The organism is Nostoc sp., assembly GCF_036917535.1.
Lineage (GTDB): Bacteria > Cyanobacteriota > Cyanobacteriia > Cyanobacteriales > Nostocaceae > Nostoc.
Genome location: NZ_JBALDA010000051.1, coordinates 1 through 14,869, shown reverse-complemented (window position 1 = coordinate 14,869; position 14,869 = coordinate 1). Strand labels below are relative to the sequence as shown.

The 14,869-nt window shown below is 43.7% G+C and carries 13 protein-coding genes and 1 pseudogene; 10 read left to right on the top strand and 4 right to left on the bottom strand.

Features of this window, described 5'->3' with window-relative positions; all coding sequences use genetic code 11:
- From V7K56_RS16905 to V7K56_RS16880, 6 genes are all read left to right on the top strand, one after another.
- Window positions 1–2,047 (top strand): BamA/TamA family outer membrane protein (locus V7K56_RS16905; protein ID WP_334912029.1); only part of this gene is annotated, 2,047 nt, incomplete at its 5' end.
- A gap of 276 nt (window positions 2,048–2,323) precedes the next feature.
- Window positions 2,324–3,169 carry a UDP-3-O-acyl-N-acetylglucosamine deacetylase gene (gene lpxC / locus V7K56_RS16900; protein ID WP_334912028.1) on the top strand — a complete coding sequence of 282 codons (846 nt, stop codon included), beginning with the start codon at window positions 2,324–2,326 and terminating at the stop codon, window positions 3,167–3,169.
- A 98-nt stretch (window positions 3,170–3,267) separates the two neighbouring features.
- Window positions 3,268–3,798 carry a 3-hydroxyacyl-ACP dehydratase FabZ gene (fabZ, locus tag V7K56_RS16895; protein WP_334912027.1) on the top strand — a complete coding sequence of 177 codons (531 nt, stop codon included), beginning with the start codon at window positions 3,268–3,270 and terminating at the stop codon, window positions 3,796–3,798.
- Window positions 3,799–4,110: 312 nt separating this feature from the next.
- Window positions 4,111–4,929 (top strand): acyl-ACP--UDP-N-acetylglucosamine O-acyltransferase, encoded by an 819-nt coding sequence (gene lpxA, locus V7K56_RS16890; RefSeq protein ID WP_334912026.1) that lies wholly within the window; start codon window positions 4,111–4,113, stop codon window positions 4,927–4,929.
- A 137-nt stretch (window positions 4,930–5,066) separates the two neighbouring features.
- Window positions 5,067–6,248, top strand: coding sequence for a lipid-A-disaccharide synthase (lpxB, locus tag V7K56_RS16885; protein WP_334912025.1), 1,182 nt, complete (start codon window positions 5,067–5,069; stop codon window positions 6,246–6,248).
- 1 nt (window position 6,249) lies between these two features.
- Complete coding sequence (locus tag V7K56_RS16880; protein ID WP_334912024.1) at window positions 6,250–7,503, top strand: DNA cytosine methyltransferase; 1,254 nt, start codon at window positions 6,250–6,252, stop codon at window positions 7,501–7,503.
- 59 nt (window positions 7,504–7,562) lie between these two features.
- Here V7K56_RS16880 and V7K56_RS16875 read toward each other — a convergent pair whose 3' ends face one another.
- The 3 genes from V7K56_RS16875 to V7K56_RS16865 form a co-directional block, all read right to left on the bottom strand.
- Entirely contained in the window at window positions 7,563–7,772 is a 210-nt protein-coding gene (locus tag V7K56_RS16875) for a DUF6887 family protein (RefSeq protein WP_334912023.1), read from the bottom strand.
- Window positions 7,753–7,953, bottom strand: a complete 201-nt coding sequence (locus tag V7K56_RS16870) for a DUF6888 family protein (RefSeq protein WP_334912022.1) — start codon at window positions 7,951–7,953, stop codon at window positions 7,753–7,755. Before V7K56_RS16870 ends, V7K56_RS16875 begins: the two co-directional genes overlap by 20 nt.
- Before the next feature lie 135 nt (window positions 7,954–8,088).
- Window positions 8,089–9,054: an aldo/keto reductase gene (locus tag V7K56_RS16865; RefSeq protein ID WP_334912021.1), complete on the bottom strand. Its 966-nt coding sequence runs from the start codon at window positions 9,052–9,054 to the stop codon at window positions 8,089–8,091.
- 402 nt (window positions 9,055–9,456) lie between these two features.
- On the opposite strand from V7K56_RS16865, the gene V7K56_RS16860 reads away from it, so the two are divergent.
- From V7K56_RS16860 to V7K56_RS16850, 3 genes are all read left to right on the top strand, one after another.
- Window positions 9,457–10,467 carry an AraC family transcriptional regulator gene (locus tag V7K56_RS16860; RefSeq protein ID WP_334912020.1) on the top strand — a complete coding sequence of 337 codons (1,011 nt, stop codon included), beginning with the start codon at window positions 9,457–9,459 and terminating at the stop codon, window positions 10,465–10,467.
- A 192-nt stretch (window positions 10,468–10,659) separates the two neighbouring features.
- On the top strand, window positions 10,660–13,383 hold the full coding sequence (locus tag V7K56_RS16855; RefSeq protein ID WP_334912019.1) for a TonB-dependent siderophore receptor: 2,724 nt from the start codon (window positions 10,660–10,662) through the stop codon (window positions 13,381–13,383).
- Entirely contained in the window at window positions 13,371–13,646 is a 276-nt protein-coding gene (locus V7K56_RS16850; RefSeq protein ID WP_334912018.1) for a PepSY-associated TM helix domain-containing protein, read from the top strand. The genes V7K56_RS16855 and V7K56_RS16850 overlap by 13 nt, the downstream gene beginning before the upstream one ends.
- 140 nt (window positions 13,647–13,786) lie before the next feature.
- On the opposite strand, the gene V7K56_RS16845 is transcribed toward V7K56_RS16850, so the two are convergent.
- A complete protein-coding gene (locus V7K56_RS16845) occupies window positions 13,787–14,251 on the bottom strand; it encodes an energy transducer TonB (protein ID WP_334912017.1) in 465 nt (154 codons plus the stop codon).
- A 49-nt stretch (window positions 14,252–14,300) separates the two neighbouring features.
- Between V7K56_RS16845 and V7K56_RS16840 the strand changes: the two are divergent.
- Window positions 14,301–14,869 (top strand): annotated as a pseudogene (locus V7K56_RS16840) (hypothetical protein); the annotation flags it as partial.

The window sequence follows — 14,869 nt, the reverse complement described above, 5'->3', positions numbered from 1 at the left end:
TCCGCAGAATAATAATCCACCGACAACTCCGGGCAATACTCCATTCCCAGGCACTACTCCCAGTCCGCAGAATAATAATCCACCGACAACTCCGGGCAATACTCCATTCCCAGGCACTACTCCCAGTCCGCAGAATAATAATCCACCGACAACTCCGGACAATACTCAACCCAACACAGCCCCAGAAGCTAATGATCCCCGCGTACTGGTATCAGAAGTAGTAGTTAGATCCCAGTCTGGCCAACTATCACCAGAACTGGAAAGCCAAGTTTACAGAGTAATTCGTACCCAACCAGGACAAACGACAACCCGCAGCCAACTGCAAGAAGATATCAACGCTATCTTTGGTACTGGCTTTTTCTCCAACGTCCAAGCAGCGCCAGAAGATACTCCCTTGGGAGTGCGGGTGAGCTTTGTTGTGCAGCCTAACCCCATCCTCAGCAAAGTAGAAGTGCAAGCCAATCCTGGAACTGGTGTCGCTTCTGTGCTACCAGCTAATACTGTGGATGAAATATTCCGAGAGCAGTATGGCAAAATCCTCAACTTGCGTGACTTGCAAGAAGGCATCAAGCAGTTAAACAAGCGGTATCAAGATCAAGGTTACGTACTAGCCAACGTGATTGGAGCGCCCCAAGTCTCTGAAAACGGAGTTGTTACCTTGCAAGTAGCAGAAGGTGTAGTAGAAAATATTAGAGTTCGGTTCCGCAATAAAGAAGGTCAGGAGACAGACGAGAAGGGACAACCGATTCGGGGAAAGACACAGGATTATATCATTACACGAGAATTGGAGTTGAAGCCAGGACAAGTATTCAATCGCAACACAGTGCAAAAAGACTTACAGCGCGTGTATGGGCTAGGACTGTTTGAAGATGTGAATGTGTCCCTTGACCCTGGTACTGACCCCAGCAAAGTGGATGTAGTTGTGAATGTAGCTGAACGTAGCAGCGGTTCTATTGCAGCTGGGGCGGGGATTAGTTCTGCTAGCGGACTTTTTGGAACAGTAAGTTATCAACAGCAAAACCTGAACGGTAGGAACCAAAAACTGGGGACAGAAATACAGGTGGGAGAAAGGGAACTACTGTTTGACATACGGTATACCGACCCCTGGATCGCAGGAGATCCTTACCGGACTTCCTACACAACCAATATTTTCCGCCGCAGTTCTATTTCGTTGATTTTTGATGGTCAAGATGAAGACATTAGGACGTTTAATCCAGATAATCCCACTGATACAAGTTCTCAGGATCGCCCCCGCATTCTCCGTATAGGTGGTGGTGTTACCTTTACCCGTCCTCTCTCTGCCAATCCTTATAAAACTTCTGTCTGGACTGCCTCAGCAGGTTTACAGTATCAACGAGTTTCTGCCCGTGATGCTGATGGCAATCTTAGAAAAACAGGAGCGGTATTTGATGATGATACTGGAAACCGCATCAGTGAGGAAATTCCACTGACTTACTCTAGTGGCGGTCAAGACGATTTACTATTGTTTCAAGTAGGGGTACAGCGCGATCTCCGTAATAACCCGCTGCAACCCACTAGCGGTTCTTATCTCCGCTTTGGAGTCGATCAGTCAGTCCCTGTAGGGTTAGGCAATATCTTCCTAACTAGATTGCGGGGTAGCTACAGCCAATATTTACCCATTAAGCTGATTAGCCTGAGCAAAGGGGCACAAACCTTAGCATTTAACCTGCAAGCAGGAACCATCCTCGGTGACTTGCCTCCCTACGAAGCTTTTACCCTTGGAGGTAGCAATTCCGTCCGGGGTTATGAAGAAGGAGCATTAGGTAGTGGACGCTCTTATGTGCAAGCATCAATTGAGTATCGGTTTCCAGTTTTTTCAGTAGTCAGTGGCGCACTATTTTTTGATCTCGGCAGTGATCTGGGAACTAGTACTAGGGCTGCTGAAGTGTTGAACAAAAATGGCAGTGGCTTTGGTTATGGTCTTGGCGTTCGCGTCCAGTCTCCACTGGGGCCAATTCGGATTGATTACGGTATCAACGATGATGGTGATAGCCGGATTAATTTCGGTATTGGTGAAAGATTTTAATTAGTCATTAGTCATTAGTCATTGGTGAGCCAGTGCGGTCTTGGGGGTTTCCCCCATGAGTAACTGGCGTTAGCGACGCAGGAGCGTCACCCGGAGGGTCATTAGTGAATAACAAAGGACTAATGACAATTCTCTTTCCTAATGAGCTTGCTAATTTTTACATTTACCTCAATACTGTTCCGATAAAGGGATTAATGAGATTTTTCAGGGAATATCAGGGATTTTACCAAAACAGACGATGAACAATACTAAAGGAAATATATTAACTTTTCGGCTATGCGACAGCACACTCTAGCAGCCGAAATCACCCAAATAGGGGTGGGATTGCATAGCGGTGTGAATACCCAAGTGCGGATACTACCAGCTGAGGTGGGAAGTGGACGCTACTTTGTGCGGGTGGATTTACCAAATTTGCCGATAATTCCAGCCCAAGTTGCGGCAGTTAGTCACACTGTTCTCTCAACTCAGTTGGGTAAGGGTGAGGTATATGTTCGCACGGTAGAGCATTTGTTGGCAGCACTTTCGAGTATGGGCGTGGATAATGCCCGAATTGAAATTGATGGTCCAGAAGTCCCACTTTTAGATGGTTCAGCAAGTGTGTGGACAGCCAATATTGCCCAAGTTGGCCTAGTATCACAATCCGTTAACAACCAAGTTCAGGCTGTTACAGAACCAATATGGGTCTATCAAGGGGATGCTTTTGTATGTGCCCTCCCAGCACCAGAAACCCGCTTTAGTTACGGTATTGATTTTGATCTGCCTGCCATTGGTAATCAATGGTATAGCTGGTCACTAACTCCTGAACTAGAAAAAGCTTCTGCTAGCTTTGCTGCGGAAATTGCTCCTGCTCGTACTTTTGGGTTACTGCATCAAATTGAACACTTGCAAAAAACAGGGTTAATTAAAGGTGGTAGTTTGGATAATGCCCTCGTTTGTGGCCCAGAAGGCTGGCTAAATCCACCGTTGAGATTTGCAAATGAGCCAGTCCGTCATAAAATCTTGGATTTAGTAGGAGATTTGAGTTTACTAGGGACTTTTCCTCGTGCTCATTTTTTAGCGTATAAAGCCAGCCACAATTTACACATTCAACTGGCTCAAAGAATTTTAGATTTGGGATTTTAGATTTTGAATTAGAACTAAAATCTAAAATCTAAGCTTATTAAGCTTTGGATATATGTCTACCTACTCAACTTTCAGATAAAAAATCAATTACACGGCCAATGTCAATCCTTACTGAAGTGAATACCATCGATACGACTACACCTACATCTACCGAACCACAGGCGATAAATGAGATTACAATCAGTTCTGAGATTAAAACAACTTTTACATCTGAAGAAATTCAGAAATTGCTACCCCACCGCTACCCATTTTTACTTGTAGACAAAATAATTGATTACGTTCCAAGTAAAAAAGCTGTTGGGGTTAAAAATGTCACTATCAACGAACCCTATTTTCAAGGACATTTCCCTGAACGTCCACTGATGCCAGGAGTGCTAATTGTTGAAGCAATGGCACAAGTTGGGGGCATTGTCCTAACTCAAATGTCTTCGGTAGAAGGCGGGCTGTTTGTCTTCGCTGGTATCGATAAAGTCCGCTTTCGTCGCCAGGTCGTGCCGGGGGATCAACTAGTCATGACGGTGGAACTGTTATGGGTAAAACAACGTCGTTTCGGTAAGATGCAAGGTCGTGCCGAAGTTGATGGTCAACTTGCTTGTGAAGGAGAATTAATGTTTTCTTTAGTTAGCTAAAAATTTGCTTTTGTGGTATGGGTATAGCCGTGAAATGCCCTTGCTGAATCTTGAAACAGGATAACAGTTAAAAGATATCCACAATAGCATCTGATAATTTCTTGATTTTCGCCGCCCTCTCTACGAGACGCACTCACAAACACACTTAACTTGCTTTGCCCGACACTTTCGTTCACTGAAATATTTCACGCTCAACAACGCCAGTCGCCTCAATGGGGCGGTAGTCGGTACAACTCTCTTAATCAGAGTAACGCACTGCCTCAAAAACCCCGCCTGGCGCTGGATTATTAAGACAGTTCTGGAGATTCACCCTTGAAAACGCTAATTCATCCAACTGCTGTAATTGATCCGAAATCGGAACTTCACCATACAGTGCAAGTCGGTGCCTATGCTGTGATTGGAGCGCATGTCAAAGTGGGCCCTGAAACAATAATCGGTGCTCATGCAGTGCTAGAGGGGCCTTGTGAAATTGGGGCGCAAAATCAGATTTTTACAGGTGCAGCTATCGGCATGGAACCCCAGGATCTGAAGTTTGTAGGAGAACCAACCTGGGTCAAAATTGGTGATAACAACTTGATTCGTGAGTACGTTACCATTAACCGCGCTACCGGTGCTGGTGAAGCGACGGTAATTGGCGATGGGAACCTACTGATGGCTTATGTCCATGTGGCTCATAACTGCGTGATTGAAGACCAGGTAGTGATTGCTAACTCTGTGGCGTTGGCTGGTCATGTCCATATAGAATCACGCGCTAGGCTAAGTGGAGTTTTAGGTGTTCATCAATTTGTGCATATTGGTAGACAAGCAATGGTAGGAGGTATGGCACGTATTGACCGGGATGTGACCCCATATATGCTGGTGGAAGGAAATCCAGCGCGAGTGCGAACCCTTAATCTTGTAGGACTCAAACGATCTGGTATGGACTCAGCAGATTTGCTTATGCTGAAAAAAGCCTTTCGCATTCTCTATCGTTCTAATTTGTCTTTTAAGGATGCTTTGGAACAGTTGGAATTGTTAGGAGATAGCGAAGAATTGCAGCATCTGCGACGCTTCCTTTTACTTTCTCAGATGCCTGGAAGACGTGGCTTGATTCCTAGTAAAGGCAAAAAAGGCGCAAGTGATGAATCGTGAGTTAGGAGTTAGGAGTTATGAGTTGATAAATTAATTTTTTAACTGTTCACTCCTCATTCCTAACTTTTAATTGCTAACTCCTGTACAGACGCGATTAATCGCGTCTCTAACAGCTAACTCCTAACTTTAATTATCAAATGCGGATATTTATCAGCACTGGTGAAGTATCTGGCGATTTACAAGGGTCGCTGCTAATTTCAGCGCTGAAGCGTCAAGCTGTGGCGATTGGGTTGGAATTAGAAATTGTAGCGCTGGGTGGCGAGAAAATGGTAGAGGCTGGGGCAACTCTGTTGGGAAATACCAGTAGTATTGGCTCAGTGGGTATTCAAGAAGGGCTGCCTTATGTTTTACCGACTCTCCAGGTGCAACGACGGGCGATCGCTTCCTTAAAACAAAATCCACCTGACTTAGTAGTACTGATCGATTATATGACTCCCAATCTAGAAATTGGGACTTATATGAAACAGCATCTACCAGATGTGCCTGTGGTGTATTACATCGCTCCCCAAGAGTGGGCTTGGTCAATCAGTTTGCGTAGAACTAAGCGGATTGTTGGTTTTACAGACAAGCTGTTGGCAATCTTCCCACAAGAAGCCCGTTACTTTCGTGAGAAAGGCGCAAATGTTAGTTGGGTGGGACATCCTTTGGTTGACCGAATGCAAAATGCTCCTAGTAGGGAGGCAGCTCGTGCAACACTGGGAATTGCACCAGAAGAAATTGCGATCGCACTCCTCCCCGCCTCTCGCCGCCAAGAACTAAAATATCTTTTACCAATTATTTTTCAAGCTGCCCAAACTATTCAAGCTAAATTACCTGAGGTTCGTTTCTGGATTCCCCTGTCGCTGGAAGTCTATAGACAGCCAATTGAGGAGGCTATTAAGCGTTATGGTTTGCGGGCTACAGTTCTATCAGATCAACACAAGGAAGTTTTTGCCGCTGCTGATTTAGCTATTAGCAAATCTGGTACTGTCAATCTAGAACTTGCTCTGTTATATGTGCCACAGGTTGTAGTTTATCGCCTCAGTCGTCTGACTGCTTGGATAGCTCGGAAAATTCTCAAAGGTTCAATAACCTTCGCATCGCCACCTAATTTAGTAGTGATGAAGCCGATCGTGCCAGAATTTTTACAAGAGCAAGCGACAGCAGAAAATATTACCCAAGCAGCAATGGAACTGCTACTCAATCCCAGTCGCAGAGAGCAAACTTTGCTAGATTATGAAGAAATGCGGCAAAGTTTGGGAGAAGTTGGGGTTTGCGATCGCGCTGCTCAAGAAATTTTGCAAATGCGACCAAATATATTGAGGCATCATGGCTTATGAGATGAAAAAACAAAGAGCGATCGCAGTTGATTTGTTCGCTGGCGCGGGTGGTATGACTCTTGGCTTTGAACAAGCTGGTTTTGACGTGCTAGCGTCTGTGGAAATCGACCCGATCCACTGTGCAACACATGAGTTTAACTTCCCTTATTGCTCAGTGTTATGTAAAAGTGTTGTGGATACAACTGGGGAAGAAATTAGGAATCGGTCTGAGATTGGCGATCGTGAAATTGATGTGGTAATTTGTGGCTCACCATGTCAAGGATTTTCCCTAATTGGTAAACGGGCTGTTGACGATCCCCGAAACTCTTTGGTGTTTCACTTTCATCGGCTGGTTTTTGAGCTAAAACCAAAATTCTTTGTGATGGAAAATGTTCGGGGAATCACAGTTGGCGAACATAAACAAATCCTCCAAATCTTAATTAGTGAATTTAAAATATCTGGCTATAAAGTAGAAGAAAATTACCAAATTATCAATGCTGCAAATTACGGAGTACCACAGTCCCGTGAGAGATTATTTCTTATGGGCGCAAGGGAAGATGTAGAGTTACCGAAATATCCTCAGCCGATTACTAAACAAGCTTTACTAAATAATTTAAATTCTAAAAAAACATCTGATATTCCATTGAGTCCTACAGTATGGGATGCAATTGGAGATTTACCTAAAATAGAAAAATATCCAGAGTTATTAACAAGAGATTGGGTTGTTGCAGACTACGAAAAGCCTAGTAACTATGCTTTTGTACTTCGCGGTATCAAATGCCTAGATGATGATTATTCTTACAAACGAGAATATGATTTGCGAATACTTTCTTCAAGTTTAAGAACCAAACATTCTATAGAAACTATTCAACGTTTTCAGGAGACTCAACAAGGCGAGAGAGAAAAAATTAGTCGTTTTTATAAGCTACATCCTGCTGGTGTGTGTAATACTTTAAGAGCCGGAACAGATAAGTATAGGGGTTCTTTCACATCTCCCAGACCGATTCATCCATCTACGCCGCGCTGTATCACTGTCAGGGAAGCGGCGAGATTGCATTCTTACCCCGATTGGTTTAGATTTCATGTAACCAAATGGCACGGATTTCGACAAGTTGGTAACTCTGTACCACCATTACTAGCAAAGGCTGTAGCGGGAGAAATTATTCGCAGTTTGAATATTTCGCCTTTTAAACCGAGTTTAGAATACAAGTTGCCAGAGGAGAAGCTATTACAATTTAATATGTCGCAAGCGGCACAATATTATCAGTGTGATTAGTAAGTTTTAATATCTGCAAGATTTCACTATCTAAACCCATCGTCAAACCTTTCAACTTATTAGACAGCCTCTCCATTACTACCCAGTTTTTTCTTGAGTATCTCTTCCATTGCCCTCAAATCCTCGTTAGTTTCAGGGAATGGATATGTCAGACTATTAGGATTTCTCCGTCTAATCAATGCTTCAATTGCTTTATCATCTTCACGATGAGCTAAAATATACGCTCTAAGTTCTTGTCGGGACATTTTGCTAAAGTTGGGCTTCGTCATCGTTAAACCCCCATTGACCATCAGAAAAAATTAGAATCTCTAGGCTCTCAGTCACACCAGCAAGGATAAACACGGTCTTGGTGTTTTGGTTGTACCGAAATACATGAATAGGTTGATGATACCCATTTGAGAGCATTTGGCAGACTCTGACGCAGGCAAGAGCCTGTTGTGCGGTAGGCATACAATTGTATCTACATGATAGCGAGTAAAACCATACCGTAAAAGAGATGCTGATTTAAACTGAATCCAACTATTTAACATGAATTTGAGCAGTACACCATACAATTTGGCTTGATTTGGACATTTTTTAGTTGGGCTAAGTCCAAGCACGGAAGAATGTACTATCTTCCCAGATATTAGCAGCCGCCAGTGCGATCGCTGTCAATTCTTGCTCCTTCAGAGGTACAAAAGCCCGCGCTATCTTGACATTATTCTCTAATTGTGCAATTGTCTCTGCTGCAATCACGCAACAATGAACTCCAGGCTGAGACAGTGTGTAACCTAAAGCTTCCTCCATACCTGTCAACCCACCTGATTTAAACAGCCGACCATAAGCTGGGACTTTCATCGCAATCACACCGACATTTTTTTCTCGAGCAACTGGTAAAACTACCGGAATAAATGGACGTGGGTGGTGTTTGTCAGCGGCATTCACAGGAATCAGTGTAGTGTGGAAAGGATAGCGACGCAACCCTTCGGCAATTACTTGAGGGTCATGATGTCCGGTAATACCAGCAAAGCGCACCAATTTTTGTTGTATGGCTTCTTCTAAAGCTTTAATTGCACCTGATGGACTAAAGATAGTGTCGAGTTCTTCCGAAAAAGAGACGTGATGCAACTGCCACAAATCGAGATAATCTGTATTCAGACGTTTAAGCGATCGCTCCAATTCTCGCCATGCACTATCCCGATCTCTTTGATCGGTCTTGCTTGCTAGAAACAGCTTTGAGCGATGGGGTGGTAGCACTTTACCTAAATAATCTTCACTTGGGCCATAACTAGGTGCTGTATCAAAATAACGAATCCCAAGTTCCAGCGCTCTTTGAATAATTGCCGCAGCATCACTCTCTTTTCCTTCCCAGGATAGCGGCGTTTGTCCTGCTCCTCCTAACCCGAAGATAGGGAGTTTTACTTCTGTGCGTCCCAGCAGCCGTTCTGGAATAATTGCTGGTGGTGTTGCAGTGTTGATAGTATTTTGCTGTAAAGTATTAGTTGCCACAATACCTCCTGTCACAGCAATGCTGGTAATTAGGAAATTACGCCGCGTCTTTGCTTCTGTCATGATTGGCTTTGGGTGCAAAATTACTTTTATTCTAATATTTTAGCTAGGGAAAATTAATCTGAGAAAGCGCGGCAGGTAAAGCGATATTGACTCTACTGTTTATATCAAACTAAATGCGATCGCCTGCTCAACAATTGTGTTTCCGACTCCAATTTTTAGCTAGGTTTTAAGTATTATTGCGTATTGACAAATGCTATCCGACCGTTAACTTCTCATACAAATTCACTAAAATAATGAAACAGATGTAAACCCCCAAAGCCTTGCTAAATCTAAGTTTTTTAATTACGAATTGTGAATTGGTATCACCGCTTGTGGTGTACCTGAGTTCCATTATCAACTAGTCAGAAAAAATAAGATTATTTTTTAATAATCTTGAAAATAAACTTGATAATAACTGCAACAATGACAATTACTCTTTCAGCCTCAGACAATGATGAACTATGGGAGCAGAGCTGGCAGAATACCCATCGTCTCTACCAATCAGACGACTTCGACGATATCTTTGATTACCCTAAACAGTTAGGGACAGGATACAGGCGATTAATTTGGCTTCAGGATGGGTTCTGGCTTCGCGTTCGGGAATTTGAATGCCGAGAATTTATTCGTTGTGATGATTATGAAGAAGGATGGACGGCATCAGTCCTAACATTTTTTATTTGCGGTGATGCTGGAGTAGTGATTCACAAGACAAACGACTACTTCCATGAAATTAGCGGACAGAATTGTTTCGGATTTGGCTCTGCGATGGAGACAGAAGAGTGGCCTGCCAAGCAACGAATCTTCAGAGTCCAGATTTGCATGGAGCCTTCTTTCCTCAAATCCTATGGTAGCGACCAGCTTGACTCTCTGCCATTGCAGTTAAAAAATTTGATTGAAGGAAACAAACAAGAGGATTTCATTCTGCTGGGAACAACTACTCCAGCGATGCAGCTAGCAATTAGGCAGATTTTAACTTGCCCTTATCGAGGATGGATTAAACAGCGATATCTGGAAAGCAAAGCCTTAGAATTATTAGTTTTGCACCTAGAGCAAACCGTCAAGCGCGAACAGGGTTTAAATTTAGTCACAACCCTCAAGTCTACTGATATTGACCACATTTATAATGCTAAAGAAATTTTACTGCGGCATTGGGATAATCCGCCATCTTTACTAGACTTGGCAAAGCAAGCTGGAATAAATCACAACAAGCTCAAGCGAGGGTTTCGTGAAATTTTTGGCACAACTGTATTTGGCTACCTGCATGATTATCGCATGGAGAAAGCGCGGCAGTTGCTTTGTGAAGGTAAGTTGAGCGTAGCGACAGTGGCAAATATAGTGGGCTACGCCAATACTGGACATTTTGCTGTGGCTTTCAAACGCAAGTATAGCATTAGTCCCAGCGCCTGTCGCTCAGGAGAAAAGCCTGTTGTTTGAAATTTATCAAAGATTTGGTCTTATTAGAGTTGCAAGCGGTCTTCCTTGAGCGGAAATAGTCAATGAAATCCTGTATGCTCCGTATAACTTAATTAATTGCCAATTAATTTCAACAACTTTGTGAGTCAAAAAGGAAGTTTTCCTGGATGAGTTGCCAAGGAGGATATTGGCTTTTTTGATGTGTGAGGAGCTATGAAGGTTCAGCGATCGCCTAATTTATTATCTTTTGTTGTCAGTTTATCTGGATGCATCACGAGTGTCTTCATGACACTTGTTGCTCAACCTGTTTGGGCGCAAAGTACAAGAACTGCTTCTATAACAGCATCCACTAAGGCTAGTGCAGACTCTACTCAACTGATTAGCAAAAAACAGGTTATTGAACCGATTAAAAAGATTCAGCAACTCAAGCAAATAAAGCTTCCTATCAGCAGCGCCCAAACGTTACTAGTCCAGTCGCCAACACCAGAAACAGCGCCAACTCCTGAATTAGTTCAAGTGACAGGAGTTAAAGCAAATCCTACCTCTAAAGGTGTGGAGGTGATTTTACAGACTAGCAAAGGGCAAGAGTTGCAAATCACAAATCGCAGTGCTGGCAATAATTTTATCGCTGATATTCCTAATGCTCAACTGCGTCTACTTAATGGTGAAGCATACACATTCCGTTCTGAAAAACCAATTCAAGGGGTTACAGAAATCACAGTCACAAACTTTGATACCAATACTATCCGGGTGACGGTGATAGGTGAAGCGAGTTTGCCTACTGTTGAGTTGTATGACAGTCCAGATGAGGGTGTGATATTCTCTGTGGCAACTGCTGCATCATCGGCACAAAAACCTCAAACGCAACCTCAACAGGAGAATCAAACACAGCCAAGTCAACCATCAACACAAAATGATGAACCAATTGAATTGGTGGTGACGGGTGAGCAAGATGGATATGGTGCAACTGATGCTTCATCTGCAACGAGAACCGACACACGCATCCGCGACATTCCTCAATCAATTCAGGTAATTCCCCGGCAGGTGATTGAAGACCGGGTGATCACCGACCCGGATGATGCAGTCAGAACAGTGAGCGGTGTGATCCCCTCCAATCCCTCCTACGAAGGAGGGTTAAGTGCCTTTTCTATTCGCGGCTTTGATTATGGCTCAAATGTTCTCAGAAATGGTGTCAGAGACATCGATTTCGGCTCAACATCTAGAAACGATCTCACGAATATAGAGCGCGTTGAAATCTTGAAAGGCCCGGCTTCTGTGCTATATGGTCAGGGATCTTTAGGTGGCGCAGTAAATATTGTCACCAAACAGCCGTTAAGTGACCCTTTCTATAACCTTGAGTTTCTCGCCGGAAGTTACGACTTCTACCGGGGTGCACTGGATTTTTCAGGCCCACTCAACGATAGCCGCACTGTGCTATATCGTTTAAATGCTTTTTACCAAGACTCAAATACCTTCGTTGACTTTAGTCGTAATAATCGTTGGTTGGTCAATCCGGTTGTTAGCTGGCAGATTAGCCCTAATACCAAACTTACCATTGAAGGAGATGTGTCAAAAACAGTCAGTCAAACTTCTGCGGGCTTACCTGCTGTGGGTACAGTGCTGCCCAATCCCAATGGTAAGATTCCCATCAATCGCTTTATAGGTGAGCCAGGTGACTTCGAGACTTTCTCCTATGCCAGAATTGGGTACGACTTGCAGCATCAGTTTAGCAAAGATTGGTCAGTACGAAATGTCTTTCGGTACGTAGTTTCAAAAAGAGGAGGGGGTGGATTCACTGCTGGTAGTAGCCTTGACCCTGATGGTCGAACTCTGGGCCGCTTTTACTTCGACGATCCAAACCCAAAAACAGATGATACTGTAAACGGCTTTATCGTAGCGACTGACTTAACTGGTAAGTTTCAAACTGGGTTGATTAAGCATACACTTCTGTTTGGAACCGAGGTATATAACACCAAACGAACAGGTTTTGAGTATATCTCCGGCGATGCTGCACCGCTTGACCTGTTCAACCCGGTGTATGGCTCTCCCAGAGGTGCTGTTGAAAATAGAGGTAATAGTACTCAATCAGGGGGGTTTGTTGGGGTTTATCTTCAAGATCAGATTGCTTTCGCAGATAACTTGAAACTAGTGCTAGGCGGACGATATGACTGGGCTAATCAAGACTCGAATGATTTGATCGCAGACACAAAAACTAGCCAATCCGATCAAGCATTTAGCCCACGGGTGGGAATTGTCTATCAACCCCTACCGCCGATTTCTCTCTATGCTAGCTACAGTCGATCGTTTAACCCCAACAGTGGCACTGATGCCAATGGCAATCTATTCGATCCAGAAAGTGGAACTCAGTATGAAGTGGGCATTAAGGGAGATTTAAGTAACAAACTATCTGCAACTTTGGCATTGTTTGACTTAACTCGCTCTAACGTGCTGACGACCGATCCCAATAACTCTAACTTTTCTATCCAAACTGGGAAACAACGCAGTCGCGGCATTGAGTTGGACGTTAGTGGTGAAATCTTGCCAGGATGGAGCATTGCAGCTGGTTATGCCTACATTGATGCGCGCATCAGCGAGGACAACGATTATCCTGTAGGCAACCGCTTAGTTAATGCGCCAGAAAATTCCTTTGGTTTGTTCACATCCTACAAATTTCAATCTGGCAGTTTAGAAGGATGGGGGTTAGGCTTGGGTCTTTTCTATGTTGGCGAACGAGAAGGGGATCTGAATAATAATTTTACCTTACCGAGCTATTTTCGCACCGATGCTTCTATTTTCTACAAACGCGATCGCTTGCGAGCTGCTGTCAGCATCAAAAATCTCTTCAACGTTGATTACTACGAATCATCTTCTGACATTCTCAGAATCTTTCCAGGCGAGCCGTTGACGGTGCAGGGAACAATTTCGTGGCAGTTTTAACCCCAATAGAATGTAAAGTGTTGCGAGTGGATAACATACTGGAGATATTATTGGGCGATCGCATTCTTAATTCTTTTACTCCTCTCCACTACGGCACTTTTGGCGGATTACCTACGCCCATCCTCTATGTCTTTGTTGGACTTGCACCATTAATTTTATTTATTACTGGCTTTGTGATGTGGTGGTATCGCAGAAAATCTACAAGCAAATTACTCAAAGAAGCGATATTTATAGCAACCTTAAGCAAAAACGCTCAAAAGTAGAAAAACGATGTTTCGCACTCCTGACTAGTCTAAACTCCAGTTAAGACAAAAGGCACACATCCATACTCACTGTCCCAAACTGAAATCGGTTTAAAGTCAAGTCGGTATAATATATAATTGAATTAATTGCTTACCTATTGTTAGCCACCGTTCCCCGATAAATCTAGCTGCCCATAGACATTGATATCAAATGTAAATTGAATATGGATGTGGTTACTGGTATATCCTGTGGGCAAAGGTGCAAAGGGTGCAGATCGCTGTATAGCGTTGAGCGCCGCTTGATCGGTGACGCTGAATCCAGAGGTTTGTGCAAGCTGGAGATTGCTTAGTTGCCCGGAACGGTTAATAGTGAAGTTAAGCACTGTTCGCCGGGAAGACTGGCTCACTCCTGGTAGCCACTGCTGCTCGACTTGTTGCTTTAGTTGGTTTAAGTAAGAGGTCATATCTATATCTTGACTGCTGGCATCAATACCAGAAGGAGCTTGGTTATCTCGGTTGGAATTAGGTAAGGCTGCGAGATAATTACCGCTAAAATTCCGAATAGATACACTTTGAGTACCACTCAGTAAGCTTGCTGCACCTGTTTTCAGAGATGACTGAGCCATAGATGTTCGCCCACTTGAGAGTCTTCCCGATTGGCTTAACTTCTTAGGATTGGGTACTGGTGATTTAATAGCAGGTGCAAGCGCTGTTTTTCGGGGTAGGGCTGACGATGGTGTAGTATTAGGCGCTACTGCTATTTTTTTAGGTTTAGCTGCTAATGGTCTAGTTGGTCTTTTGATCGCAGTTGGTTGTGGTTTAGCTGCTAGTGGTATTGTTGGTCTTTTGATCGCAGTTGGTTGTGGTTTAGCTGCTAGTGGTATTGTTGGTCTTTTGATCGCAGTTGGCTGTGGTTTAGCTGCTAGTGGTATAGTTGGTCTTTTGATCGCAGTTGGCTGTGGTTTAGCTGCTAGTGGTATAGTTGGTCTTGCGATCGCAGTTGGCTGTGGTTTAGCTGCTAGTGGTATAGTTGGTCTTGCGATCGCAGTTGGCTGTGGTTTGGCTGCTAGTGGTATAGTTGGTCTTGCGATCGCAGTTGGTTCAACTTTGGGTGTTGGTGGTATAGTTGGTTTTGCGATCGCAGTTGGTTCAACTTTGGGTGTTGGTGGTATAGTTGGTTTTGCGATCGCAGTTGGCTCAACTTTGGGTGTTGGTGGTATAGTTGGTTTTGCGATCGCAGTTGG